We start from the raw sequence: 22,676 nt of genomic DNA, 5'->3' as shown, positions 1-22,676 counted from the left end.
CGAAGAAGCTCAATGAAAGATCACTACGATAAACAAGCATATAACCCTGAATTCAAATGGGGATTTTTACACCCCAAATATTGGGGTACTTGGCTAGCCGTAATGCTAGCATCACTGCTTTGCCTGCTACCACACACTTTCAGACGTGCTATTGCCACTCTGTTTGCCAATCAATCCATTAAGTTAAAAAATAAATCAAACCGCCGTGCTCGCGTTAACCTTGAGATGTGTTTTCCAGAAAAAACACACGAGGAGCGCGAAGAAATGTTGCGACAAAGCACCATTACAGCGGGCACCTTTCTAATGGGGTTTGCCTCGTTATCTGTTCGCAATAAACAGTGGCTAGAAAATAATACGCTGGTTCGCGGTGAAGAACATTTAACATCACTGACAGATCAAAACCAAAGTGTTATTTTATTAGTTCCTCACACTTGGGCCATTGATATTCCCGCCGTACTGCTTGCGTCCCGTGGGCTCCCCGTTTCAGCAATGGCCAAGAAACAAAAAAATCAGGTATCTGATTGGTTAATGCACAAACAACGCGTGCAATACGGTGGTCGAATTTACGAACGTGATGGAGGTATCAAGCCTTTCATTAAATCGATTCGCGAAGGCTACCTTGGTTATTACCTGCCCGATGAAGATTTAGGCCCAGAGCACAGTGTATTTGTTGATTTCTTTGGCACCACCAAAGCCACAATGGCAGGCTTAGGCCGTTTGTCAAAACTGAGCCGCGCCAAGATTGTCCCTCTGTTTTCTATGTACAACAGTGCAACCGGAAAATACGAACTCGATTTTTACCCTGCACTACCATTCCCTACTGGCAGTGAAGAGAGCGATGCTCGTATGATGAATCAATGCATTGAACAATACGTTACGGAACGTCCAGAACAATATATGTGGATTTTACGTTTATTAAAAACTCGCCCTGAGGGCGGGAAGAATCCATATCAGAGCAACAACTAATATGAATAAAGCAAATATTTTTAAATTACTGATGTTATTGCCCTATATCTGGCTTTCTACCGGGTTGTTAGTGCTGCGTAATAGCGACAAAACAATGATCATCATGATGGTGATCGCCATAATCGCCACCCTAATTCATCGCGGATTGGCTCCAATTAAAGAAAACCTTAGAAATGACAAAACCTTATGGTTGCTGTTAGTTATTACTGGGTACGCATTATTTTCTTACTATTACCACGGCGGTAGCTCGCGAGAAATTCGCGCCTTGATTGGCGCCTCCTTGTTTTTAATTTGCTTCCCAAGAGAGCTGTTAACCCAAAAAGTATTATTAGGTTTAACACTTCTAGGATCGTCTTTATGTCTAGCATATGCATGCTACTATAATTTATACCTTAACGTTGGTCGTAGTAATTGGCCTATCAATGCTATCCCTTTCGCAACCATGTGTGCAGTATTTGGTGTGCTGGCTATTGCACAGTTATCAAGAACATCATCATTAAGCGTGAGATTACAAGCAATCTTAGCACTCACGTTGAGCCTCACAGGCGTCATATTCACAGAAACACGTGGTATTTGGCTCGGTTTTACCATCACCGCGGCCATCATTCTTTTGCTCAAAGTCAAAAATAAAGGCATCAACTGGAAGTATGCCACTATTGGGCTTACCGCGTTTCTAAGTATCGGTTTCATGGCTAAACCACAACTAGAACAACGTATTGAACAAACCCAAGCAGAAGTAAATGCAATCACATCTGGTAACTTAAATACCTCTATCGGTTTACGTTTTCAAATGTGGAAACTGGCACCTGATATGCTACAAGATAACTACATCTTAGGGTTAGGGGATAGGCATGCATTACGATTCGATGAACTTTACAAGCTAGGCTTTATTTCAAAAGAACTATTTAACTTTAAGCCCGCACATTACCATAATCAATACTTAGACAAATTGATTAAAAATGGGGTGTTCGGTTTATTGCTCTTTTTAGTCTTGATTATTGTTCCAATAACACAAGTAAAATACGTTTCCACGAATAGAAAATACAAAATAATTGGCATAGTTAGCTTGTTCGCCATAGCTTCATTGACTGATGTGCCATTCAACCATGGGCAGACATTATCAATGTATTTATTACTCATTTGTGGTTTGATAAACTACAACGACAAAGAGAAGAGTTTGTAGAATGAGCTGCGATATTTATGTAATTAATTTAGCGTCTTCGCTCGACAGAAAAAATAATATCCAAGCCCAACTCACCAAGCTTGGCTTACAACCTCACTTTTTTTCTGCAATTAATGGTCATACTGAACAACACCCTCTTTTTAGTATGTATGACGATAAATTGAGTAAAAAATACAGAGAAAAATCACTCAGTAAAGGTCAGATAGGTTGCTACGCCAGTCACTACCTTATGTGGCAAAAATGTGTAGATCTCGATCACCCTCTTATCATCATTGAAGATGATGCACTAATACACTCAGAACCATTCCTAGAGTTCATCGAAAAAACATCTACACTAGATAAAAAATATGAATGCATTCGCCTCTTTTCTAATAAAAGAAAAAACTATTGTTCTGAGGTAGAACAACAATTTAGCTCTACATCCATTTGTAAATTCAACAAAGGACACATGAGTGCAACAGGTTATTTTTTAACACCTAACGGTGCGAAGAAGCTACTTCAACATTCTCAGCGTTGGTACATGGCAGTAGATATTTACATGGATCGTTTTTGGGTAAACGAAGTTGAATGTTTTGGTACCATTCCCGCCTGCCTAACCAATGACCCTATTTTTGATTCAGATATAGGATATGGTAAAAAACCACCTCGTAAACTATTCGCACGTTTAAAGCGAGAATGGTTCAGCGTTAAAGAACTACTGCGTCGCGAAACCCATAATTTCAAATATAAAATGAACCATAAAGTGAAGTAATCAGATGAAAATACTCATTGCCAGCTCTTACAAACACGCCTGGAACAGCGTTCGCCCTGAGGCAGAGATGTTCATCGAAATGGTCAAGCAAGGTCATCAAGTCACCGTCGTGACCCAAGGTGACGCAGATTATGTCGCGCGCTTTCGAGATAATGGGGTAAAGGTCATTGATTGCTATCCAACAAAGAAAATTTGCCCTACGACGATCAAAACGATCCATCACGAATTGAAAGACGGGGATTATGATATTTGCTATGGTTTCAACTCAAAAACCATCCCAAATGCCGCTTTCGCCTGCATTGGTACAAAAGCCAAAATGGTCACCTATCGTGGTACAACGGGAGGGCTATATCGTCATGATCCAAGTGCCTATTTAACCCACCTTCACCCAAAAGTCAGTGGTATCGTCTGTGTGTCCAATGCTGTTCGTGATGATGTTCGCCAACGTGTGTGGCAATTTAAGGAAAACGTAACCACGATATACAAGGGTCACCAACTTGATTGGTACAAAGTCGAACCCACTAAACGTGGAGACTTCGGTTTAGGCGAAGATACGATTGTCGCGGTATGTGCCGCTCATGTTCGCCCAAGCAAAGGCATATCCGTTCTGATTGAAGCGACTCACCACATTAATAACCCGAATTTTCATTTGTTATTAGTTGGCAGTGGTTTTGAACCCCATTTAGATCAAATAAAACAAAGCCCGATGTCTTCGCGTATTCATGTTGTCGGTCACCGCCAAGACGTGCCATCAATCATGGCCATGGCAGATTTTCAGGTACAACCGTCAATTAGCGGTGAAGGGCTTCCTCGCACAATCATTGAAGCTATGGCAAATGGCACAACATCAGTGGTTACTACAACAGGGGGTTCCCCTGAACTCGTCGATGACGGCGTCTCCGGTTACGTCGTTCCAACAGGAGATGCAACAGCCTTCGCCGAAGCAATGAATAAACTGATCAGTGATAGAAAAAAAATTCACACCTTTAGTCTTGCGGCCAAACAAAAACTCAATAAAGAATTCAATGCAACGCAAACTGTTGAAAAACATATTCATTTTTTCTCATCATTATTAGTTAACGATTAACTTAAATAATCAATTTTCAAGGGATAATATGAAAATTTTTGTATTAAGCTTATTAAATAGTGTAGAACGACGAGAAAAAGTATCTACGTTATTAAAAGAACATAAGCTTAATTTTGAATTTATTGATGGAATTGATGGGCGAAAAGCTGATCCTCACCTTTTAGCTTTATATAATGAGCGAGAGTTCATCTATAATTATGGGCGCAAAGCCGTACTGGGTGAGCTAGGGTGTTACGCGAGTCACATGCTAGCATGGAAAAAATGCATAGAACTCAATGAATCTATCGTTATTTTTGAAGACGACTTTCGCCTAAAAGAGGGGGCAGTTCAAGCACTCGACGAATGTGAAAAACTTATTGATGATTATCATTTCATTCGCTTAGAAGATGGTAACAAAAAACCTCAATATAAAGTTAAGTCAACCAATGGAATGACCCTTTTCAATTATTTTAAAGTCCCTCAATGCGCGACTTGCTATGCGATATCTCCGATAGCCGCAAAGAAACTGTTAAATAATAGTGAACATATCTCTTTGCCTGTCGATGTTTTCATACGTAATGTTTGGATGCATCAACAACCCATATACAGTCTTGAACCATTTCATGTCACTGTGGGTACTGACACTTCAATAATAGGTAAACGAAAAAGAAAGCAAAAAAAGAGTCTTGTCACTCGACTCATGTGTATCAGTTATAAGATACGAAGTATCATCTTCAATCTATGTACTCAAGGGCTTTTCTTTCTACAGAATAAACGTAAAAAACTGCGATAACCTTATATATGAAAAGTGCTATCGCAGCATTGCTTAACTTCGTCCTTTTTCCAACAACCACAAACCCACATACTTGTTGAAGTTCACTTGAGCGTAGGTCATCGCCATGATGAAGCCTACGCTGCCGTCCATGAAGCCGCGGCGTAAAATGTAAATATGGAAAAAAGTCCAAATAGCCCTTAGCAAAGCTAATCCCAACCCGTGCGAACGCTTACCTTTACGGTGATATTTTTGCGCCCCTAGCCAAGCATATTGCGAAGACTTATCTAAACCATGCCCATAATCACGATGAGTATAATGCAGTAATAACCCCGAAAGAGATCCGATACTACCTTCAACCGGGATTACCGTTTCATGTACTTCATCTAGGGTATAACGTGAGCCCTCACGTTTGAATAAACGCAAAACTGAACGTGCGCTGCGACCATATTTCAAGGTTTTACCATAGAGAGTAACCCCCCAAGGCAATTTGTAAGCCGTCGGTTCAATTACGTCCTGATCAAGAAGTGCCACTAGCGCCTGCTGCATATCAGCATCTAGTGCTTCATCGGCATCTATCGATAGCACCCAATCACATGTGGCTTTATCCAGCGCACGCTGTTTTTGCTTACCAAATCCTGGCCAATCAGTAATCGACACATTGTCGGTATATTCTTGGCAGATCGTCACTGTTTCATCCGTAGAACCGCTATCCAGCACTATAATTTCATCAGCAATAGTAGCCACTGACTGTAAACACGCTACCACACGGTCCGCTTCATTTTTTGTAATTAATATGACCGATAACGAATGCTTTCCCACTATCAACCGACTCCTATACTTCTATTTAAGATACTCAACTATATGCTTGTTTCGTTGTTGATATAATACTTGAGTAATATATTTACTTCGGTATGTTTGCTTAGAAACAACACTTTCACAAAAGATTGAGAAATCATCATCAAGCTCAGCATAATGATTATCCATTTCGGTAATTGTTTGCCAAACATTTTGATGCTGCTCTTTCTTTACCACCTCATTAAATAAATAAAACATCCAAAAATAAGGCGTACAGTATTTTTTTTCTAAAAACGATAATAAAGAGAACCCACTATTACTGTAGTGGATCAAACCTGTATTTTTCGCTAACAAACGAGTAGATTTCAACCCTCTCACATCGAGATTTACATCTCGTTTCTTAGTCAAATAACAAAGACTCTCCTGTAACAAATCTTGAATAATTGGGTGGCCTTTATATGCAGCTATAAACCAAGAAACTAGTTGCCGATCATCTGATGATTTTTCCCGAAAACAAAAAAATCCCGTTGATGATATATCTAACCATTCAGTTAATGACCTTTTACAAAATGTTGTTGCATCAGCCCACACCCCACCAAAACGACTGAGTAAATACAGTCTTAACAAATCACTTTTTCCAGCGGAACCAAGATCGATAGTTACTGCGTTAAATACAGCAAAAAAGTCAAATCCAAGGTAGGATTGAATATTATTATTATCAAGTAAAATAACTTGATAATCAGGATTATACTTAACCCATGTTTGATAACTTAGCTTAACAAGATCCGGAGCACTATCTAGCCCAGAGTCCCAAAACATCCAAACAACTTTATTTTCCCCGTCAGAAATAACTGGCTCCGATAATAACGATAACGCTAGCTGGGCACCTTGAATTTCTTCCGACGTTAAGTGCACTCTCCGCTTAAACCGACATTTAATAACTCTCAGATACTCTTTCATTTCACGATGCCAGAATGCCATAACCTATACCTCAATAGCCCAACGTTTAGTACACCTAAATTTTAAAATTACCGTGAGTAATCTACACTTTACCCGACCTCATAATGATGCAAGTAATCATTCAGTTAAATCACGGTCAGCTTCATTTTTGGTAATCAAGATGATGAATAAAGTGTGCTTTCTCATTGTGTTTACCACTTCCAATAATGCATTTTTTTGCGCATTTTTAAATTACGAAACAGGTTTGCTGGTTTTGTATTTTGCCAACCCGCCGCTAACATCTCAGTCACCACCGCTAAAACACGTTGCGAAGATTGCCCATCTAAATAAGGCGTAATATTCGGTCCATATTGTTTAATCGCCGATAGTAGTTCATCACTAGGCGCTAATGCTTGCTCTATAGCACCAGCTAATGCATCCGGTGTTGTAATATTGATAAAACAGGCTTGTGGTTCACGGTTATTTACTGTCACTACCGGCTTATTGAGCAATAAAAATTCTTGAAAAATTGAAGAGTTATCACACACCATTACATCTGCACGATGTAATAATTCAATCACTTTATCGTTATCAAAGAAAGTAAGATTCTCACTCTCTAACTGACGGTATTTCTCAGCTGTTTGCGGGTCGATTTTGGGATGTAAAGTTACAAGCCAGTGCCAGCATTTATCTTGGCTGAGTGCTTTAATTTCATCATACACAGAGGCGGCACACGACAAGCTGGGGGTAAATGTGGAAGCAAACAGAATTTGAGGACGAGCAAACGTCTCGGTTTGTTTGTAATTCAACAAACTATCGAGTTTAATCCATCCCGTTTCTTTCACCTGAAAATAACCACGTTCTTCGGCGAGAGGTTGCAGCATCTTGGTACGTCCATGACCTTCAGTACAAAACAGATCAAACATGCCGCGCTCTGGGTATTCATTACCTCGCTTACTTTCATTTAACCCATGAAAGACTTCAACTTTTAATCCAGGAATAAAAGAAGGCACGCGATCACCCGGTACAAATACCGCATGTGGTTGGTAGTCAACCGCCGCTTTCACTGATGCACAGCATGTTTCATTCAGAGCCAAAAAAGATGCCGATACATCATCACCCACCAATAACCATTGCACTTGATGACCAGCAGCGATAGCAGCAGCTTGAAGAGGACGAAGGATAGCAAAAGAGTAATTTTGCTCGACATAAAGCAGAAATCGATATGATCCGCCGTCAGCCGAACCACCTGCTGTGGATGATTGCATTCCTTAAAAACCCTAACAAAAATGAATAATTTCAGTTCGCAATTTTAGCGCATTACTAGCCAGTTATCAGAAAAAATCTTATCAAGGTGATCACACCTTCAACAATAGGCTATCAGTAATTTAAGGTTCTCGTTTACAATCATCAATTCCGACTCATCACGCTTAGGTAACTGTGTGTTCATTCGTTGCTTATATACCTTATTACTCGCCTTGGCTTCGCCATTTCTCCTTTTTGGTTTGTACAAAAAAAAAGAAGGAAAGCCTTCGTTTGGCTCACGCTGGAAAGAACATTTTGGCTTTACCCCGCCATTAACAACCAAAGCGGATCAATCACCAATTTGGATACATGCAGTCTCTGTAGGTGAATCCATTGCTGCTATTCCAGTGATAAAGGCACTTAAGCTGCAATACCCAAACACACCAATAGTAGTTACCACCACCACCAGCACAGGTGCAGAACAAGTTTCAAAACTGGGGGGCTTGGTAGAACACCGCTACATGCCGTTAGATTTCGCATGGTGTGTACGAGGCTTTTTAAAAAACATTCAGCCCTCAGTCATGTTAATCATGGAGACTGAGCTGTGGCCCAACACCCTCGCGACCGTCCATAAGAACAAGATACCAGTAATGGTGATGAACGCCCGCTTATCAGCCCGTTCCGCTGCTCGTTATCAACAATTCCAACCTGTGTTTAATTTACTGGCTAAGCACCTCGATCATGTATTGTGCCTTCACTCCGATGATGCAGAGCGCTTCAAACAATTAGGGCTACCAACCGAACGCGTATCTGTGACTGGTTCGATAAAGTACGACATTGAAATAGCCGATACCATCGTGCAACAAGCCAATACTTTACGCGACTCGATAGGTATACAGCGACCAGTATGGGTTGCCGCCAGCACCCACAAAGGGGAAGATGAACACGTTTTAGCGGCTTTTCAATCAGTACTCAATACCAAACCAGATAGCCTATTGATCTTGGTACCTCGCCACCCAGAACGTTTTAACGATGTGGAACAATTGTGCACCCAAAATGGCTTTGAGTGTGTTCGTCGTACACAAACTAAACCTATCACCGCAAGTACACAGGTGTATTTGGCTGATACGATGGGAGAGATGCTAGTTATGTTGGGGGCTGCCGACATTACATTTATGGGAGGAAGCTTGATCGGCAACGCTGTCGGGGGCCACAACTTATTGGAGCCAGCGGCATTAAGTAAACCCGCGATTACGGGGCCTAGTTACTACAATTTCACCGATATAACGGAGCAACTGCGCCAAGCAGAAGCGGTGTGGGTATGTGAAGATAGTCAAATGCTAGCGCAACAGCTTATTCAGTTATTCGATCACCCCGAGCAGAAAGCGACAATGGGGAAAGCAGCCTTGGCCGTGGTCAAACAAAACCAAGGCGCTGTAAATAAAACAGTATCAGCTATCGTGGATCAATTATCAGGCAGCTCATAGCCCTGACACAGTACTTGCCAGCTTGCGGCAGAGAAATGAATGTTACGCTTGCCTTGCTCTTTGATGAAAGAGCGATGTAAGCGTGACAAATTCTTCGCCTTCCACGCTTCGCCCTCTTGCGTATAGCATTTATCAAAATCGATCAGCCACACCAATTCACGACTATCCACCAAAATATTGTGCGCGTTAAGATCGGTATGGCACACCTGTAAATCATGCATCTTACGAACCGTGCGCCCAATGGCACACCACACATGATCAGGTAGCATTGCTTGTTGCAACAAAGCCACTAAATCCTGAGCACTCTCAATCTTTTCGACCAGTAAATCTGCTCGGTATACCAGCCCATGACGTGTTGCTCGTGCAGCTACCGGGCGAGGCACATTCACCCCCCCAGCGGCAAGTGTCGACAGTAACGCCACTTCTTCAGCACAACGGGTTTTTTCCCACCCCGTGAACACATAGGCATCTTCAATCAATTTACCGAACAACCCACCACGGCGATAATGTCGTAATGCCATAGGTAACGTTTCACCTTGAACAAACCACGTTGTACCACGCCCTTGCGCCGAACCAATCACTCTTCCTTGCTGCTGCCAAAAAGACGCATCAAAACATGCTTTTGGGTCTTCTTGTAATAAGTTCGGATCAAACCAAATGCGCTGGTTATCAAAACACAATTCTTCCACGGTAAAACTCCTGATAGATTAGGCGCCATCATTTTACAATCCCCTGAATGAACTGCATAATTACTTCTTCAATTTATTCTTGGGTATCAGCCATGGCACTATTTTCTTCTCCTCCAAAATCGCTATGTATTCTACGACTATCTGCGATCGGAGATGTTTGCCATGCTATCGCTGTTGTGCAAGCCATCCAACAGCACTGGCCAGACACGGACATCACATGGGTCACTGGAAAAATAGAAACTCAACTCATTGGTAATTTACCCGGCATCAAGGTTGTTACCTTCGATAAGAAAGCGGGTTTAAAAGGCATGCAGGCAGTGTGGAGTGCATTAAAAGGACAAAAGTTCGATGCATTACTGCATATGCAAGCCGCAATACGTGCTAGTGCATTATCTTTAGGCATAAAAGCGAAGTACCGTGTTGGTTTTAGCCGTAATCGCACAAAAGAAGGTCAATGGCTTTTCACTAATAAGCATCTTCCTAATACTGACTCATTTCATGTTTTAGATAACTTTGCCGATTTTGCACGTTATATTGGTGTGCCGTTTACCACACCAAGTTGGAATATCCCTCTTACAGATGAAGATATTCAATTTGCCAAACATTATACGGCAAATAAAAAGACCTTACTCATCTCGCCTGCCGCAAGTAAAGATGAACGCAATTGGCTTACAGAACGCTACGCCGACATCGCAGACTATGCCAACCAACAAGGGATGCAAGTGCTGTTGTGCGGCTCTCCTGCCCCTAGAGAAATAAATCTAGGCAAAAGCATTGAGCAACATTGCCAACACCCCGTCGTAAACCTAATTGGCCAAACAAACCTAAAACAATTAACGGCGCTATTGGGGCAAGCTGATGTCGTTTTAGCTCCGGATACGGGACCAGCACATCTCGCGACAACACAGGGCACACCAGTGATCGGCCTCTATGCGCACAGTAACCCAAAAAGAACGGGGCCTTACAATAGTCTTGATATTGTCGCAAGCGTTTACGAACAACATGTTGAAGAACAGCAAGGTAAACCAGTTAATGATTTACCTTGGGGTACTCGCGTAAAGGGAACGGATTTAATGCAAGACATTAGTATCGAGCACGTTAAAAAGATCCTAGCAGGCTTACTCTCAACAGCAACGCAACGTTAACGTATTTAATTGACTGGAAGATGAAAATGACAACACGTGTAATTTACCCAGGTACTTTTGATCCAATCACTAACGGTCACCTCGATTTGATTGAGCGTGCGGCAGCAATGTTCGATCATGTGGTTGTTGGTATTGCAGCAAGTCCCAGCAAGAAACCCTTATTTGATTTGCAAGAGCGTGTTGCGCTAACACAAGCCATCACCAAACACTTACCGAATGTCGAAATTGTTGGCTTCTCGGGTCTACTCGTTGATTTTGCGAAAGAGTCTAATGCAGACATATTGGTGCGTGGGTTACGTGCAGTATCTGACTTTGAATATGAATTCCAGCTCGCAAATATGAACCGCCGTTTAATGCCAGAGCTAGAAACCGTCTTTTTAACGCCTTCAGAAGAAAATTCGTTTATTTCGTCAACCATCGTTAAAGAAGTCGCGTTACATAAAGGCGATGTTAGCCAGTTTGTTGATTTGCGAATTACTGGTGCACTGAATGCTAAGTTACATACTAAGTAACTAAAAATGATACCAATTAAGAAAGGAGCCTAAGGCTCCTTTTTTTATATCTGAATATAATCTAGCTGATTAGCACTTGTAGAATACACGATACCAATCAACGAACGCTTTCACGCCCTCTTTCACTTTCACTGCAGGCTGATAATTGATCGTCTTGAATAGGTCTTCAGTATCAGCATAGGTCGCATATACATCCCCAGGCTGCATTGGCATGAAGTTTTTCTTCGCTTCAATACCTAGTGCATCTTCAAGCGCTTCAATATAATCCATCAATTTTACAGGGCTACCATGACCAATGTTATACACTTTATAAGGTGCAGAGCTTGTTGCAGGCGAGCCTGCTTCAACGGTCCAGTCAGGGTTCTTCTGTGGGATCACATCTTGAATACGCATGATACCTTCGACAATATCATCGATATAGGTAAAATCACGGCGCATATCACCGTTGTTGTACACATCAATTTGCTCACCATCGACAATCGCTTTAGTGAACTTAAACAGCGCCATATCAGGACGCCCCCAGGGACCATAGACGGTAAAGAAACGCAGCCCAGTGGTTGGAACATCGTATAAATGTGAATACGTGTGTGCCATCAGTTCATTCGATTTTTTTGTCGCAGCATAAAGAGAAATCGGATGATCGACGCTATCACTGGTATTGAATGGCATTTTTTGATTCAGACCGTAAACCGAACTCGATGAAGCATACACCAAGTGTTTTACCTTGTTATGGCGGCAGCCTTCAAGAATCGCGAGGTGCCCAACCAGGTTACTATCAGCATAAGCCATTGGGTTATCTATTGAATAACGCACGCCCGCTTGCGCCGCCAAATGAATAACACGGTCAAACTGCTGATCAGCAAATAACGCAGCCATACCGTCACGATCGGCCAGATCTAATTCTACGAATGTAAATTTGTCATGCTCCGCACGATCAAGGCGTGCGTGTTTTAATGAGACATCGTAGTAATCATTCAGATTATCGATACCAATGACTTCATGACCTTGGGCGCAAAGGCGCTCAGAGACAGCACTACCGATAAAACCAGCAGCACCAGTTACTAAATATTTCATATAAACGCTTCTTACCCAAACAGAAATCTAACTGTTACAAATTCAACAATGAATGGATCATAGCACTGCACGTGCTTGTACGGTATGGCATCTTCCGATAAATACCATCAATAATGTTGAGGCCCAGGTTAAACCTAATTGATCCTACTTCTGGCACTCACTGCAAAACACACTGGCTCGCTGACCAATTTTCATTTCACTTAACGGATTATCACAGCGGGGACAGGGCTTTCCGCCTTTACCGTAGACTTGCAGCTCCTGAGCAAAGTAACCGGGTTTGCCGTCTGCATTTTTGAAGTCTTTCAACGTCGTTCCGCCTTGTTCAATCGCAAACGCGAGTACCGATTTAATTTCATCAACAAACAACGCGATTTTTTCAGGTGATATTTCACCAGCAGCGCGTTTCGGATGGATACCCGCACTAAATAACGACTCATTCGCGTAAATATTCCCGACGCCCACCACCACTTTATTATCCATGATGAACTGCTTTATTGCCGTGCGCTTACCCTTCGCCCTCTCTTGTAAGTATTCAGCGGTAAAATCATTGCTAAGCGGCTCAGGGCCGAGTTGACTCAATACTTTATGGTCAAGGTCAGGCAATTCCCATAACCACGCTCCAAAGCGACGAGGGTCGTTATAACGTAGCACCTCACCACTCGATAGCACTAAATCAACATGGTCATGCTTTTCTGGCGGAATGGAAGCAAGTAAAATTCGCAAACTCCCCGACATACCAAGGTGCACGATGGCATACCCCACATCGGTATGTAACAGTAGATATTTAGCTCGACGAGTCACCTTTCGAATCACCTGCCCTTCTATTTGCTGAATTTCCTCAGGGATCGGCCAGCGTAATTTAGGATTCCGGACAATAATTTTAGTCACGGTTTGACCAACCACATGCGGAGTGATCCCCATACGGCTTACTTCAACTTCCGGTAATTCAGGCATTATGTCTCTCGTCTATTGTGAGCGGAGGCTGGCACCTTCATGAACATTGTCGTCTTCATGAACATTGGCATCGCATTAAAGAGGAAAAAGATAAGCTTCCTCTACAGATATAGCGATCCAACTACCCTGCCAGCTCTTTAACAACCAGAACTGCGGCTGTTGATATACCGTCACCCGTATCGGTTCTTCGGCTGATTGTAACCAGATTTCAACCGTACGGGGTGACGTAAGCTGGCTTTTTAACTTCACCATCATGTCATCATTCACTGGCGTACCAGCAATAGACTGCCAATGATCAACCCATACTTGAGGCTCTGTATTGATACTCGGTACTGATACCCAGATACCCTCTTTCTTCATAATTTGATGATGAGGTAAGACTAATTGAGAAATAGTCGCTTTAGCGGGTAATAAAGAATGCAAAATGGGCGACGCTACTTCAGCAGGTGACGCTTCATCAGACGACGCTAAGCGGGCTTTAATTAGATCGGGCAGCTGTATCATAGCAATGAAGATAACAACCGCGACTATGATGACATTATTCCAGCCACGTCGTGACAATCTCATTGGGCTTTTCCTTGCGTATGTCTTGTCGTAATAACAATTAGTATAGCGTCGAGTGTTAACGACTTGAATCATAACACTAAAGGAATAAGGTCAATTTCGCGAGGAAATAAATAATTTTGGTAGGTAATATTGGAGGCAAATTTTAGGTATAAAAAAACCCAGTCTAAACTGGGTTTTTATCAAAGAATGTCAAATCAATTACTTGATTTTAGCTTCTTTGTACATAACGTGCTGGCGAACTACTGGATCAAATTTCTTGATCTCAAATTTGCCTGGCATGTTACGCTTGTTCTTATCTGTAGTGTAGAAGTGGCCTGTACCAGCTGATGATACTAGACGGATCTTCTCACGAATGCCTTTAGCCATTGTTCAAATTCCTCTTAAACGTTCTCGCCGCGGACACGCATCTCTGCAAGAACGATATCAATACCTTTCTTGTCGATGATACGCATACCTTTAGCGGTAAGACGTAGTTTAACGAAGCGTTTTTCGCTTTCTACCCAGAAACGATGAGTTTGCAGGTTCGGCAGAAAACGACGCTTGGTGGCATTACGTGCGTGTGAACGGTTGTTACCCGTTACAGGACGCTTGCCAGTTACTTGGCATACTCGGGACATTACTGTCTTCTCCAAATCGTTTCAGCTCGATATCTACTATGATTAATTCAATGTGAAAAAGCTTTTCACATATAATCATAGCTATCAAAGGTCGCGCATTATACTAAGTCAAAACCAGTTGCTCAAGTCCCGAGCGACCCTTTCTCATCTTTTTTATCAAAATTAGCTTATTTTATAGCCAACCTTGTTCGGAAAAAGAGACAATATCTCCATCACCTACAATAAAATGATCTAGTACACGAATATCGACTAAAGCCAGCGCATCGCTGATTGTTCGTGTAATTCGGAGGTCTGACTGACTAGGTTCAGCTACGCCTGACGGGTGATTATGCGCTAAAATAAGAGCGGCTGCATTAAATTCCAACGATCTTTTTACAATTTCTCTTGGATAAACCGCGGCAGAATTTATTGTTCCCTCAAATAAAACTTCTCCAGCAATCACCCGATGTTGATTATCAAGAAATAAAACGTAAAAAACTTCACGATGCCGATCGCGTAATAATTGGCTCAAATAATGCCGAGTATGCTGTGGGCTGGTCAGCACATCTCCTTCCTTCAGTGTTTCTTCCAAATGTCGCTGGCTCATTTCTATTATGGCTTGCAGTTGAGCATATTTGGCTGGCCCCAAACCTTTGTGCAAACAAAAGAGTGTTTGATCTGCGGCAAATAACGCTCTAAGCGATCCAAACTCTGCCAATAAATGGGTGGCAAGCTCAACCGCATTCATTCCTTTAATGCCAGTTCGTAAAAAGATCGCTAATAATTCCGCATCGGATAATGCTTTTGCGCCACGTGTTAGCAGCTTTTCCCGTGGACGAGATTCTTCAGGTAATAACTTTAATGACATGCATCCCCCTTTTGGTTGTCCTTTTAAATGAGGGGGTTTTCTCTGCCTGTTCAATTTATCTTGTGGGTTATGGGAATGCCTTCGCACTTTCTATCGAGGCTTACATAATGGGCAATCACCTTTCCCCGCGCCTTCACACTTATGACCAGAAGTGTGTTCCCGATGAATCCATAGCCCTTTAGTGATATCGTATTTAGTATATGAGCAAGGTTTTTTGGGTTTGGATCGCGTTGATTTAGACGCAATATGGATTTGGGTAAAACAATGCAAACACTGGCAGGAAAGAAAATACTTCTTGGTATTAGCGGCGGTATTGCCGCTTATAAATGTGCAGAATTGACACGTCGTTTAATCGAGCGCGGCGCCGAAGTACAGATAGTAATGACCAAAGCGGCAAAAGAATTCATTACACCACTCACAATGCAGGCCGTTTCTGGTAGGCCCGTATCAGACAGCTTATTAGATCCTGCTGCTGAAATGTCGATGGGGCATATCGAGCTGGCAAAATGGGCTGACTTAATTTTATTAGCTCCAGCCACCGCTGATCTTATCGCCCGAATCAGTGCGGGCATGGGGAATGATCTACTCAGTACATTATGTTTGGCAACAGACTCCCCCATTGCCGTATCACCAGCAATGAATCAACAGATGTACCTCAATGTAGCGACACAGGAAAACATTGCGACACTGCAACGCCGTGGCTTCCATATTTGGGGACCAGCCAGTGGTGAGCAAGCTTGTGGAGATGTAGGGCCAGGTCGTATGTTAGAGCCAATGCAATTGGTACACTTAGCGGAAGATTTCTTTCAACCCGCCGATCTAACCAACCTCAGTGTTGTTATTACTGCCGGTCCAACCCAAGAAGCCATTGATCCGGTGCGCTACCTTACCAATCGTAGTTCTGGAAAAATGGGGTTCGCGATCGCGGAAGCAGCCGCTAAACGCGGTGCAAACGTTACGCTCATCAGTGGACCAGTGAGCCTTACGACACCTGTTGGGGTGAATCGTATCGATGTAGCAAGTGCTGAACAGATGCATCAAGCAGCAATCGCACAGGCGACTGAGCACGACATTTTCATTGCCTGTGCTGCGGTGGCAGATTTTCGTCCTGTTGCGGTCGCAGAGCACAAAATGAAGAAGAAGTCAGATGAAGATGAGATGGTACTAAGGCTGGTGAAAAATCCAGATATCGTCGCAAGCGTTGCCGCTCTATCAGTGCAACGTCCCTTTACTGTTGGGTTTGCCGCAGAAACGCAAGACGTAGAGCAATATGCCCGCAGTAAACTGGCTCGCAAGCATTTAGATTTAATCTGCGCCAATGATGTGTCTCAGCAAGGGCAAGGATTTAACAGTGAAAACAATGCACTGCACTTATTCTGGTCAAGCGGCAATAAAGCCCTGCCGTTATCATCAAAAAATGCACTGGGACAACAGTTAATCACAGAAATTGTCGCGCTGTATAAAGAGAGCAAGCATAAAAGGAATTAAGCTTAAATTTTTGACTCGCGCGTAGGTAGCGAATTTTCTTTACCGGTATGCATTCAAAGTAGTATTGCCAACACCTTAATCTGACTAGCAATTAAACGAAATAGACCAAATATAAAGCGTAGGCCTTAAGCTTACGCTTTTTTTGTCGATAAATAGATCAGTATCGACAGCTTGCGCTTTTCACAACGCAACTGCATCGCTAAGATAGACGGGTTTCAAACTGCAGCTATATGCAGTCATTTTTGAAAAGGAACGGTTATTCATGGCTGGCAACAAAAAAAACAATCGCCGCGAAGAGATCCTTCAAGCATTAGCACAAATGCTTGAATCAACTCAGGGCAGCCAACGTATTACAACAGCAAAACTGGCGGCACAAGTCGGTGTTTCAGAGGCGGCACTGTACCGTCACTTTCCGAGTAAAGCCCGTATGTTTGAAGGCTTGATTGAGTTTATTGAAGATTCAATTTCTACCCGTATCAACCGTATCCTTGATGATGAAAAAGATACCATGAACCGTCTACGCATGGTGCTTCAGCTTATTCTGGTCTTTGCAGAACGTAACCCAGGCTTAACACGCATCATGACAGGTCATGCTCTGATGTTTGAACAAGACCGTCTACAATCGCGTATTAATCAGCTGTTTGAACGCATTGAAACCCAAATTCGTCAGGTATTACGTGAGCGAAAATTACGGGAAGGGAAAGGCTTTCCTGTTGATGAAAGCATACTTGCTGCACAATTGCTTGGTCAGGTTGAAGGCAGTTTGAACCGCTATGTGCGTTCTAACTTCAAATATAAACCTACCGAGAACTTTGATAACTACTGGCAACTATTAAGTGCTCAGCTAGGTTAGAAACAGTTACGAGTAACGAGATCCTAGTTACTCGATTCTCGAGATAAAAAAGCGAGAGGTTAATACCTCTCGCTTTTTTTGGAGCCTAGATCCATAGGCGTCTCTTACTTAAACGTTCTTCCTAGAATCTAGGTTCTCGTATCTTATATTCTTATACACCGTACTCTGCACGGTACGACTTCACGGCTGCTAAGTGTGTATCCATGCCGTCTTGTTCAGACAAATACGTCACAACATCACCCAGTGATACAATCGAAATAACTGCGCAACCAAAATCACGCTCAACTTCTTGAATTGCAGATAGCTCGCCTTTGCCTTTCTCTTGACGGTCAATGGCCACTAACACGCCCGCAAGATCAGCACCATTCGCTTTAATAATTTCCATTGATTCGCGAATTGCAGTACCTGCCGTAATCACATCATCAACCAACATGATACGACCTTCAAGCTCGCTACCAACTAAGCTACCACCTTCACCATGTGTCTTCGCTTCTTTGCGATTAAAGCAATATGGCGTATCGATATCATGGTGATCAGCCAGTGCAACCGCTGTTGTTGTCGCAATTGGAATACCTTTATACGCAGGGCCAAATAGCACATCGTAATCAATACCGGCATCAACCAAAGCTTCAGCGTAAAAACGGCCTAGGCGCGCTAAATCACGACCTGTATTAAACAAACCGGCATTAAAAAAATACGGGCTAATACGGCCAGATTTCAGTGTGAACTCACCAAACTTCAAAACACCTTTTTCTAGGGCAAATTCGATGAACTGACGCTGATATGCTTTCATTGTAATTCCTTAATATTGATAAATAGGTGATATACCCAAGCTACCTCAAGATGCAGGATTCAGAGTGATCTCAGCGTATCTAATTCAAGGAAAATGTGTGTAGGAATGGCATTCCCTTTCAAACACATTTGACACAGAAGTAGATACGCTGAATCACTCCCGAAGGGCGAGTTTTGTTGGGCTCTATGCGGTGTTACTTATTTTCAACTTAGAACGACTAGGTCTATAAATAAGTGCCTTGCCTAGAGTCCAACAAATTCTCGCTGAAACGAGCACCTTGAGGTAACTTGGGTATACGTCTTACGCGCTACATCTATCGAATGTAGTCAAAAGGACACCATTCCACAAAATGCAGACAAAAAAAAGCGACTCAATCGAGTCGCTTAATAATTAACTTTCTAATGCCTGTTTCTGCATTATGACGATATCGGCAATGCCGTCTTTCGCCAGAGCCAGCATGGCCAGTAATTCTTCGTGGCTAAACGCCTCGCCTTCTGCTGTCCCTTGAATCTCGATCATCTTACCTTCTTCGGTCATGACCACGTTCATATCGGTTTCAGCCGCTGAATCTTCAAGATACTCAAGATCGCAAATGGCTTCGCCTTTATAGATACCCACCGACACAGCAGCAACCATGCCTTTAATTGGGCTCTTTTTCAGAGTGCCTTTCTCAATCATTGAGTTGACGGCATCAACCAAAGCAACCATTGCACCGGTAATAGAAGCAGTACGAGTGCCACCATCGGCTTGGATTACATCACAATCAACGGTGATCATTTGTTCACCCAACGCTTCCAAATCAACCGCAGCACGAAGGCTACGTGCAATTAAGCGTTGAATTTCCATCGTACGGCCGCCTTGCTTACCGCTTGATGCTTCACGACGGTTACGAGTATGAGTCGCGCGAGGCAGCATGCCATATTCTGCAGTAACCCAACCTTGTCCTTTGCCTTTTAACCAGCGAGGTACATTTTCTTCCACACTTGCTGTACAGATTACTTTTGTATCGCCGAACTCGACTAATACTGAACCTTCAGCGTGTGCTGTGAAATTACGAGTGATCGTAATAGGGCGTACTTGACTAGTGCTTCTTCCGCTTGGACGCATCGGGGGTTTACCTTTCGCTGGGCTACATTAACCGGCGATTATAGCCAGTTCTCACTCGCAGTGCACGTTAAACCCGACCGCGAACCGACCCCATAATATCAAGTGCACGTTGCGCTTCATTTCTTTTATAAGTAATGGTGAGTATAATCACCGTAACCTTGTAACTACGCGCCTATTCTTTCTATTACGCTTCCTGCTCGATAGCAGTAATCCTAATAAGTAGTTACATTCCATCTATATAAAGGGCCATCAGCCAATGATTCATAGCATGACCGCTTATGCTCGTCGCGAAGTTAAAGGCGATTGGGGCACTGCCGTTTGGGAAATTCGTTCAGTTAACCAACGTTACCTAGAAACGTACCTTCGTATGCCAGAACAATTCCGTAGTTTAGAACCTGTACTACGTGAGCGTTTTCGTAAGCGCCTAGCTCGCGGTAAAGTTGAATGTAACCTGCGTTTTGAAGCGAACCAAGCAGCAAGCAGCGAACTCACCATCAATGAAGAATTAGCGAAGCAAGTCATTAAAGCCGCTAAGTGGGTAAAAGACACGGCTGGTGAAGGCAATATTGGTCCTTTTCAGGTATTGAACTGGCCTGGTGTAATGGAAGCTCCAGAACAAGATTTGGATGCGATCAATAAAGATTTGTTAGTTGGTTTTGATGAAGCAGTTACTGACTTTATTGCCGCACGTGCCAGCGAAGGCGAAAACATGAAGGAATTGATTGTTCAACGCCTTGATGCCATTACTGCTGAAGCAACCAACGTACGCACACAAATGCCTGAAATTATTAAATGGCAACGTGAACGTCTAACCAGCCGCTTTGAAGATGCAAAAGTGGAGCTGGATGCTGGCCGAATTGAGCAAGAACTGATCATGATGGCACAAAAAAGTGATGTCGCTGAAGAGCTAGATCGCCTAGATTCGCATGTGAAAGAAACACAAAAAATCATGAAGAAAGGAGGCGCATGTGGCCGTCGTCTTGATTTCATGATGCAAGAATTTAACCGCGAATCAAATACGCTAGCATCAAAATCAATTACGACAGAAATCACAGCATCTGCTGTTGAATTAAAAGTGTTGATTGAGCAAATGCGCGAGCAGATCCAAAATATCGAATAAGATTTGAGTTAGTATTTTACTGAACTTAAATCATTAAAATACAATAACTTACCAAAGTTAGCCTTCTGCTATCGTAGTATAAAACCTACCTTTAACCATCTCATGATAGTTAAAGGTAGGTATAGTAGACTTACTCTAGCAGTATAAGTCTGATTAAGACTGGTGGCGGTAAAACACAACACCATGCTGATGGTGAAGGCTTGTAACTTGTAGTTCCTGCATCTGGGTACAGCGAGCTGGATGCTTCGCTTTACATCCAATAAAAAGCGCCATGAAATGACGTTAGGCAAAGTACAAGACCTTTCCTTATCTAACCCGCAACCAAGATGAAGCAATTTCGTGGATGACTTAGATCCCCAACTCGCCAAACAACGTGCCGAAGAAGTTGCCATCAAAACCGTTGATGATCTCTTTACTGATTGACATATAGGCAATGTAAAACGACTCAAGCAGAGCCATAGTGTTAGCATTATTTTTGAAGTCTTTAATATCCACCGCAGTAGCTATAAATATTGACGAAATCGGAATCAAAAAATAGATGCTGAATATGTTCAATTATGTAGTGAAGTCAAAACTGCTTACATAATCAGTAAAGGCTCCGCAGGTGCTAGAACGATATCAATTAGGACGGCAATAGGTTTTCCTCTTAGCTGTTATCGTGCTAATAACGTAATGAAGAAAACCTATTGGTATTGGTTGGGTAATGTCATTATCGCCTGATACACAACTGACAGGTAAAGCATTATCAATGGCTGTTGAGCTACATGAATACTCTAAAAATATCTTGTTCCATAGTGATCAAGGTAGTCATTATACAAGCATCAAGTATCGGCAATTACTTTGGCGCAATCAAATAGAACAAAGTATAAGTCGACGTGATAATTGTTGGGATACTGAGCCCTATGGAACGCTTCTTTCGAAGCTTAAAGACCGAGTGGGTACCAAAAACAGGATATGAACATTTTGCTGATGCTAAGAAAGATATAGCTCAATATATTATTGGTTATTACAGCAAGATTAGACCGCACCAATATAATGGTGGTTTAACACAAATGAATCAGGGCAATTATTTAATGAAAGCTCTAAAGAACAGGCCAGTTTTCCTTGACCACTACAATAACGGCACACTTGGAACCATCTCATCAATAACTCAACTAGACGGTGATGTGCGGCTATCAGTCATGCTAGATGATAAGCGACCAATTTCTTCCTTAGCGTCAGAATACAGCGATCAAATTGGTCTAAATCTCTGTCACGCTTATGCGTTAACTATCTTTAGCTCGCAAGGTACAACCGTTGATCGCAACACCTTTACTCTCTAGGCACAGCGAGAAGCCTATGTTTCCCTCAGCCGCCATAAAGATAAATCACACATCTACGTCAATGAAGCTGAAATAAATGAGCGAATAAGGTCGTATGATGATTGTATTGAACCCAGTAACGATTTAAGACAAGCGGCATTGGCAGAGTTAATGAAGCAAGATCGTCATGCGTCTTTGGCTATTGAATGTATGGAAAAACGAGAACATCAAATTGCATTAAATGAGTCAACTTCATCAAGGAAATATTAACTTCAGAACTAAATTTAAAATCAGTTCTATAATGCTAGGCCATGCGTTCCAAATAGAAATATCGCTTATACTTGTAATAATTCAGAAATTAGACATCCAATCAGAGTGAAAGGATGTCTATGGGTTATGAAT

The 22,676-nt window shown here is 42.4% G+C and carries 25 protein-coding genes and 1 pseudogene; 13 read left to right on the top strand and 13 right to left on the bottom strand.

Translation table 11 applies throughout. The features are described from left to right. The first annotated feature begins 12 nt into the window (after positions 1 to 12). Genes lpxM through C9J12_RS06905 form a run of 5 tightly spaced genes read left to right on the top strand, consistent with a single transcriptional unit; the run spans position 13 to position 4,759 of the window. Positions 13 to 966, top strand: a complete 954-nt coding sequence (lpxM, locus tag C9J12_RS06925) for a lauroyl-Kdo(2)-lipid IV(A) myristoyltransferase (protein WP_107242052.1) — start codon at positions 13 to 15, stop codon at positions 964 to 966. A gap of 1 nt (position 967) precedes the next feature. Beyond that, positions 968 to 2,149 carry an O-antigen ligase family protein gene (locus C9J12_RS06920; RefSeq protein ID WP_107242051.1) on the top strand — a complete coding sequence of 394 codons (1,182 nt, stop codon included), beginning with the start codon at positions 968 to 970 and terminating at the stop codon, positions 2,147 to 2,149. Position 2,150: 1 nt separating this feature from the next. Next, entirely contained in the window at positions 2,151 to 2,900 is a 750-nt protein-coding gene (locus C9J12_RS06915; RefSeq protein ID WP_107242050.1) for a glycosyltransferase family 25 protein, read from the top strand. A gap of 4 nt (positions 2,901 to 2,904) precedes the next feature. Further along, complete coding sequence (locus C9J12_RS06910) at positions 2,905 to 3,987, top strand: glycosyltransferase family 4 protein (protein WP_107242049.1); 1,083 nt, start codon at positions 2,905 to 2,907, stop codon at positions 3,985 to 3,987. Between the two features lie 28 nt (positions 3,988 to 4,015). Beyond that, positions 4,016 to 4,759: a glycosyltransferase family 25 protein gene (locus C9J12_RS06905; protein WP_107242048.1), complete on the top strand. Its 744-nt coding sequence runs from the start codon at positions 4,016 to 4,018 to the stop codon at positions 4,757 to 4,759. Between the two features lie 33 nt (positions 4,760 to 4,792). Here C9J12_RS06905 and C9J12_RS06900 read toward each other — a convergent pair whose 3' ends face one another. The 3 genes from C9J12_RS06900 to C9J12_RS06890 all read right to left on the bottom strand — a co-directional run bounded on the left by C9J12_RS06900 (position 4,793) and on the right by C9J12_RS06890 (position 7,743). Continuing rightward, positions 4,793 to 5,560, bottom strand: a complete 768-nt coding sequence (locus tag C9J12_RS06900; RefSeq protein WP_107242047.1) for a glycosyltransferase family 2 protein — start codon at positions 5,558 to 5,560, stop codon at positions 4,793 to 4,795. A 21-nt stretch (positions 5,561 to 5,581) separates the two neighbouring features. Beyond that, complete coding sequence (locus C9J12_RS06895; protein ID WP_107242046.1) at positions 5,582 to 6,517, bottom strand: capsular polysaccharide synthesis protein; 936 nt, start codon at positions 6,515 to 6,517, stop codon at positions 5,582 to 5,584. 170 nt (positions 6,518 to 6,687) lie between these two features. Then, a complete protein-coding gene (locus C9J12_RS06890) occupies positions 6,688 to 7,743 on the bottom strand; it encodes a CDP-glycerol glycerophosphotransferase family protein (protein WP_107242045.1) in 1,056 nt (351 codons plus the stop codon). A gap of 174 nt (positions 7,744 to 7,917) precedes the next feature. Here C9J12_RS06890 and waaA point away from each other — a divergent pair, with 174 nt between their 5' ends. Beyond that, positions 7,918 to 9,207: a lipid IV(A) 3-deoxy-D-manno-octulosonic acid transferase gene (waaA, locus tag C9J12_RS06885; protein ID WP_107242044.1), complete on the top strand. Its 1,290-nt coding sequence runs from the start codon at positions 7,918 to 7,920 to the stop codon at positions 9,205 to 9,207. On the opposite strand, the gene C9J12_RS06880 is transcribed toward waaA, so the two are convergent. Further along, entirely contained in the window at positions 9,186 to 9,896 is a 711-nt protein-coding gene (locus C9J12_RS06880; protein ID WP_107242043.1) for a 3-deoxy-D-manno-octulosonic acid kinase, read from the bottom strand. The genes waaA and C9J12_RS06880 overlap by 22 nt on opposite strands. A 92-nt stretch (positions 9,897 to 9,988) precedes the next feature. Here C9J12_RS06880 and C9J12_RS06875 point away from each other — a divergent pair, with 92 nt between their 5' ends. Both C9J12_RS06875 and coaD read left to right on the top strand, forming a co-directional pair. Further along, on the top strand, positions 9,989 to 11,041 hold the full coding sequence (locus tag C9J12_RS06875; protein ID WP_107242042.1) for a glycosyltransferase family 9 protein: 1,053 nt from the start codon (positions 9,989 to 9,991) through the stop codon (positions 11,039 to 11,041). A gap of 26 nt (positions 11,042 to 11,067) precedes the next feature. Further along, on the top strand, positions 11,068 to 11,553 hold the full coding sequence (coaD, locus tag C9J12_RS06870) for a pantetheine-phosphate adenylyltransferase (RefSeq protein ID WP_107242041.1): 486 nt from the start codon (positions 11,068 to 11,070) through the stop codon (positions 11,551 to 11,553). Between the two features lie 69 nt (positions 11,554 to 11,622). On the opposite strand, the gene C9J12_RS06865 is transcribed toward coaD, so the two are convergent. The 6 genes from C9J12_RS06865 to radC all read right to left on the bottom strand — a co-directional run bounded on the left by C9J12_RS06865 (position 11,623) and on the right by radC (position 15,612). Beyond that, positions 11,623 to 12,627, bottom strand: coding sequence for an NAD-dependent epimerase (locus tag C9J12_RS06865; RefSeq protein ID WP_107242040.1), 1,005 nt, complete (start codon positions 12,625 to 12,627; stop codon positions 11,623 to 11,625). Positions 12,628 to 12,771: 144 nt separating this feature from the next. Further along, positions 12,772 to 13,581, bottom strand: coding sequence for a bifunctional DNA-formamidopyrimidine glycosylase/DNA-(apurinic or apyrimidinic site) lyase (gene mutM, locus C9J12_RS06860; RefSeq protein ID WP_107242039.1), 810 nt, complete (start codon positions 13,579 to 13,581; stop codon positions 12,772 to 12,774). A 75-nt stretch (positions 13,582 to 13,656) separates the two neighbouring features. Further along, positions 13,657 to 14,148: a hypothetical protein gene (locus C9J12_RS06855; RefSeq protein ID WP_107242038.1), complete on the bottom strand. Its 492-nt coding sequence runs from the start codon at positions 14,146 to 14,148 to the stop codon at positions 13,657 to 13,659. A 198-nt stretch (positions 14,149 to 14,346) separates the two neighbouring features. Further along, positions 14,347 to 14,514: a 50S ribosomal protein L33 gene (gene rpmG / locus C9J12_RS06850; RefSeq protein ID WP_002535344.1), complete on the bottom strand. Its 168-nt coding sequence runs from the start codon at positions 14,512 to 14,514 to the stop codon at positions 14,347 to 14,349. 14 nt (positions 14,515 to 14,528) lie between these two features. Continuing rightward, positions 14,529 to 14,765, bottom strand: coding sequence for a 50S ribosomal protein L28 (rpmB, locus tag C9J12_RS06845; RefSeq protein WP_045031821.1), 237 nt, complete (start codon positions 14,763 to 14,765; stop codon positions 14,529 to 14,531). A 172-nt stretch (positions 14,766 to 14,937) separates the two neighbouring features. Continuing rightward, complete coding sequence (radC, locus tag C9J12_RS06840) at positions 14,938 to 15,612, bottom strand: RadC family protein (RefSeq protein WP_107242037.1); 675 nt, start codon at positions 15,610 to 15,612, stop codon at positions 14,938 to 14,940. 264 nt (positions 15,613 to 15,876) lie between these two features. On the opposite strand from radC, the gene coaBC reads away from it, so the two are divergent. Beyond that, positions 15,877 to 17,100 (top strand): bifunctional phosphopantothenoylcysteine decarboxylase/phosphopantothenate--cysteine ligase CoaBC, encoded by a 1,224-nt coding sequence (gene coaBC / locus C9J12_RS06835; RefSeq protein WP_107242151.1) that lies wholly within the window; start codon positions 15,877 to 15,879, stop codon positions 17,098 to 17,100. Between the two features lie 262 nt (positions 17,101 to 17,362). Continuing rightward, on the top strand, positions 17,363 to 17,953 hold the full coding sequence (slmA, locus tag C9J12_RS06830) for a nucleoid occlusion factor SlmA (protein ID WP_107242036.1): 591 nt from the start codon (positions 17,363 to 17,365) through the stop codon (positions 17,951 to 17,953). A 151-nt stretch (positions 17,954 to 18,104) separates the two neighbouring features. Here the strand turns inward: slmA and pyrE are convergent, their stop codons facing one another. Next, complete coding sequence (gene pyrE, locus C9J12_RS06825) at positions 18,105 to 18,746, bottom strand: orotate phosphoribosyltransferase (protein WP_107242035.1); 642 nt, start codon at positions 18,744 to 18,746, stop codon at positions 18,105 to 18,107. A gap of 390 nt (positions 18,747 to 19,136) precedes the next feature. After that, positions 19,137 to 19,853, bottom strand: coding sequence for a ribonuclease PH (gene rph, locus C9J12_RS06820; RefSeq protein ID WP_107242034.1), 717 nt, complete (start codon positions 19,851 to 19,853; stop codon positions 19,137 to 19,139). 256 nt (positions 19,854 to 20,109) lie between these two features. Here rph and C9J12_RS06815 point away from each other — a divergent pair, with 256 nt between their 5' ends. Then, complete coding sequence (locus C9J12_RS06815; RefSeq protein ID WP_107242033.1) at positions 20,110 to 20,973, top strand: YicC/YloC family endoribonuclease; 864 nt, start codon at positions 20,110 to 20,112, stop codon at positions 20,971 to 20,973. A gap of 348 nt (positions 20,974 to 21,321) precedes the next feature. On the opposite strand, the gene C9J12_RS30630 is transcribed toward C9J12_RS06815, so the two are convergent. Further along, entirely contained in the window at positions 21,322 to 21,468 is a 147-nt protein-coding gene (locus tag C9J12_RS30630; RefSeq protein ID WP_170111730.1) for a hypothetical protein, read from the bottom strand. Here C9J12_RS30630 and C9J12_RS31065 point away from each other — a divergent pair. Both C9J12_RS31065 and C9J12_RS31060 read left to right on the top strand, forming a co-directional pair. Beyond that, positions 21,409 to 22,081: pseudogene (locus C9J12_RS31065) on the top strand (DDE-type integrase/transposase/recombinase); the annotation flags it as partial. The gene C9J12_RS30630 and the pseudogene C9J12_RS31065 overlap by 60 nt on opposite strands. Beyond that, positions 22,047 to 22,295, top strand: a complete 249-nt coding sequence (locus C9J12_RS31060; RefSeq protein ID WP_227876295.1) for a hypothetical protein — start codon at positions 22,047 to 22,049, stop codon at positions 22,293 to 22,295. The pseudogene C9J12_RS31065 and the gene C9J12_RS31060, both read left to right, overlap by 35 nt. The last annotated feature ends 381 nt before the right edge of the window (positions 22,296 to 22,676 follow it).

It is taken from the genome of Photobacterium frigidiphilum, from assembly GCF_003025615.1.
Classification (GTDB): domain Bacteria; phylum Pseudomonadota; class Gammaproteobacteria; order Enterobacterales; family Vibrionaceae; genus Photobacterium; species Photobacterium frigidiphilum.
This window is presented reverse-complemented; position numbering and strand designations above follow the sequence as displayed.

Bases quoted from the DNA above. Each gene is read 5' to 3' on its own strand.
- coaBC (WP_107242151.1), top strand. From the start codon at position 15,877: ATGCAAACACTGGCAGGAAAGAAAATACTTCTTGGTATTAGCGGCGGT.
- rpmG (WP_002535344.1), bottom strand. From the start codon at position 14,514: ATGGCTAAAGGCATTCGTGAGAAGATCCGTCTAGTATCATCAGCTGGT.
- slmA (WP_107242036.1), top strand. From the start codon at position 17,363: ATGGCTGGCAACAAAAAAAACAATCGCCGCGAAGAGATCCTTCAAGCA.
- C9J12_RS06865 (WP_107242040.1), bottom strand. From the start codon at position 12,627: ATGAAATATTTAGTAACTGGTGCTGCTGGTTTTATCGGTAGTGCTGTC.
- C9J12_RS06910 (WP_107242049.1), top strand. From the start codon at position 2,905: ATGAAAATACTCATTGCCAGCTCTTACAAACACGCCTGGAACAGCGTT.
- pyrE (WP_107242035.1), bottom strand. From the start codon at position 18,746: ATGAAAGCATATCAGCGTCAGTTCATCGAATTTGCCCTAGAAAAAGGT.
- C9J12_RS06855 (WP_107242038.1), bottom strand. From the start codon at position 14,148: ATGAGATTGTCACGACGTGGCTGGAATAATGTCATCATAGTCGCGGTT.
- C9J12_RS06920 (WP_107242051.1), top strand. From the start codon at position 968: ATGAATAAAGCAAATATTTTTAAATTACTGATGTTATTGCCCTATATC.
- rpmB (WP_045031821.1), bottom strand. From the start codon at position 14,765: ATGTCCCGAGTATGCCAAGTAACTGGCAAGCGTCCTGTAACGGGTAAC.
- C9J12_RS06915 (WP_107242050.1), top strand. From the start codon at position 2,151: ATGAGCTGCGATATTTATGTAATTAATTTAGCGTCTTCGCTCGACAGA.
- coaD (WP_107242041.1), top strand. From the start codon at position 11,068: ATGACAACACGTGTAATTTACCCAGGTACTTTTGATCCAATCACTAAC.
- C9J12_RS06890 (WP_107242045.1), bottom strand. From the start codon at position 7,743: ATGCAATCATCCACAGCAGGTGGTTCGGCTGACGGCGGATCATATCGA.
- radC (WP_107242037.1), bottom strand. From the start codon at position 15,612: ATGTCATTAAAGTTATTACCTGAAGAATCTCGTCCACGGGAAAAGCTG.
- C9J12_RS06875 (WP_107242042.1), top strand. From the start codon at position 9,989: ATGGCACTATTTTCTTCTCCTCCAAAATCGCTATGTATTCTACGACTA.
- C9J12_RS31060 (WP_227876295.1), top strand. From the start codon at position 22,047: ATGAAAGCTCTAAAGAACAGGCCAGTTTTCCTTGACCACTACAATAAC.
- C9J12_RS06905 (WP_107242048.1), top strand. From the start codon at position 4,016: ATGAAAATTTTTGTATTAAGCTTATTAAATAGTGTAGAACGACGAGAA.
- C9J12_RS06815 (WP_107242033.1), top strand. From the start codon at position 20,110: ATGATTCATAGCATGACCGCTTATGCTCGTCGCGAAGTTAAAGGCGAT.
- rph (WP_107242034.1), bottom strand. From the start codon at position 19,853: ATGCGTCCAAGCGGAAGAAGCACTAGTCAAGTACGCCCTATTACGATC.
- C9J12_RS06895 (WP_107242046.1), bottom strand. From the start codon at position 6,517: ATGGCATTCTGGCATCGTGAAATGAAAGAGTATCTGAGAGTTATTAAA.
- mutM (WP_107242039.1), bottom strand. From the start codon at position 13,581: ATGCCTGAATTACCGGAAGTTGAAGTAAGCCGTATGGGGATCACTCCG.
- lpxM (WP_107242052.1), top strand. From the start codon at position 13: ATGAAAGATCACTACGATAAACAAGCATATAACCCTGAATTCAAATGG.